Origin of the sequence: Curtobacterium sp. MCBA15_005 (assembly GCF_001864855.1) — a bacterium.
Lineage (GTDB): Bacteria > Actinomycetota > Actinomycetes > Actinomycetales > Microbacteriaceae > Curtobacterium > Curtobacterium flaccumfaciens.
Genome location: NZ_MJGL01000059.1, coordinates 850 through 1,396, shown reverse-complemented (window position 1 = coordinate 1,396; position 547 = coordinate 850). Strand labels below are relative to the sequence as shown.

Below are 547 nucleotides of genomic sequence, written 5' to 3'. Positions count from 1 at the left end.
CTGCTCGCGCAGGACGTCGCCGCGATCGTGCTGGTCGCCGCCGACAACCGCGTGCTCGACGCCCTCGCATCGCTCACCGTGCCGGTCACGGTGCCCGTCGTGGTGTCGAACGCCGTGCAGCGCGACGCCGTCCGGACCCCGGTCGCGCCGAGCGTCGCCGCCGTAGCCATCGACCAGGCGGCCGGCACCTCGCTCGTCATGCAGCACCTGTTCGACCGCGGACACCGCCGGATCGTGCACATCGCCGGGCCGCACGTTTCGCAGGAGTCCGAGGTGCGCCGTGCCACCTACGTGCGGATCATGCAGGACGCCGGGCTCGAACCGGTCGTGCTCGAGGGCGACTGGACCCCGGCGAGCGGCTTCGCGGCCGCCCGGCACATCGACGTGGGGACGGTCGACGCCGTCTTCGCGGGCAACGACCAGATGGCCCTCGGGGTGCTGCACGCCTTCGCCGACGAGGGGCTGCGGGTTCCCGACGACATCGCGGTGGTGGGGTTCGACGACGTCCCCGAGGCCGCGCACTTCACGCCGCCGCTGACCACCGTGC

The 547-nt window shown here is 73.3% G+C and carries 1 protein-coding gene; it reads left to right on the top strand.

Features of this window, described 5'->3' with window-relative positions:
• On the top strand, window positions 1-547 hold a 547-nt coding region (locus BIU89_RS15310), incomplete at both ends, for a substrate-binding domain-containing protein (RefSeq protein WP_139179255.1).